This window comes from Arthrobacter psychrolactophilus, assembly GCF_003219795.1.
Taxonomy (GTDB): domain Bacteria; phylum Actinomycetota; class Actinomycetes; order Actinomycetales; family Micrococcaceae; genus Specibacter; species Specibacter psychrolactophilus.
This window is the reverse complement of record NZ_QJVC01000046.1, coordinates 1-1,166: the sequence shown is the minus strand read 5'-3', so window position 1 is coordinate 1,166 and position 1,166 is coordinate 1. Positions and strand designations below refer to the sequence as shown.

1 pseudogene is annotated in these 1,166 nt (G+C 57.5%); it reads left to right on the top strand.

Annotated elements, in window-relative coordinates:
- Positions 1-1,121, top strand: a pseudogene (locus CVS30_RS17665) (transposase); the annotation flags it as partial.
- Positions 1,122-1,166: the final 45 nt, after the last annotated feature.

Below are 1,166 nucleotides of genomic sequence, written 5' to 3'. Positions count from 1 at the left end.
TGGAGGTGAGTGAGAGTCGGTTGAAACGATCCGAGGCAGCCCTTGGAGTGATGGGAAAACTGCACGCGTTCTTGGAGACTCTCTGACGAGGACACGAACGACGATCCGACGTCCAAGAAGCGCTGATGGGCGCTTACCAGGAGCTCATTGATTTGGCTGTTCCTACGCGGGCTGCTGCGGCTTTGATGGGGCTCTCGCGCACCACGATTTACCGCAAGCCTGTCGCTCCGGAAGATCAGGAACCAGCTGTGGAGCCGCCGAACAAGCTCAGTACCGTGGAGCGGGCAGAGATCTTGTCTGTGTTGAACTCGCCGGAGTTCGTGGATCTGGCACCCCTGCAGGTTTATGCGAAGCTGCTCGATGCCGGCATCTATCTGGGCTCGGTCTCCACGTTCTACCGTGTGCTGGAGGAGAACAAGCAGGTCAAGGAGCGCCGGAAACTGGCAAAGCATCCGGCCCGGGCGATTCCGGAGCTGGTGGCCACCGCACCAGGTCAAGTGCTGTCGTGGGATATTACCAAGCTTGCCGGCCCGGTCAAGGGCAAGTATTTTGATTGCTATCTGATGATCGATATCCATTCGCGGTTCATTGTCGGCGCGCACGTGCACGCCAGCGAATCAGCGGTCCTGGCCATGGAAATGATGAAGGAAATCTTCGGCATCCATGGCATCCCACAGGTAGTGCATGCCGACCGGGGCACGTCGATGACATCCAAGACCGTGGCTGCGTTGCTCTCGGATTTGGAGGTCACTCGTTCCCATTCCAGACCTCGCGTGAGCAATGACAATCCCTACAGTGAGTCACTTTTTAAGACCATGAAATACGGGCCGACGTTCCCTGAGCGCTTCGGTTCTCTCGGCGATGCCCGCGCCTTCATTGGCGACTTTGTCGACTGGTACAACCATGACCACCAACACTCAGGGATCGGGTTCCACACACCCGCCAACGTGCACTACGGCTTTGCCGACCAAGTTGCACAAAAACGTTCCCAGACGCTCGCCGCGGCTCGGGCCAAAAACCCGCACCGATTCAACACCACAACCGACCCCAAAATCCTGGCCCTACCCGGGCCGGCATGGATCAATCAACCAAAGGAAGCCACCGAAAAACAAGCAGCCTAACCGCTGTCTAACTCACCTTGGTACCGCTTGACTTGAAAAATTCCG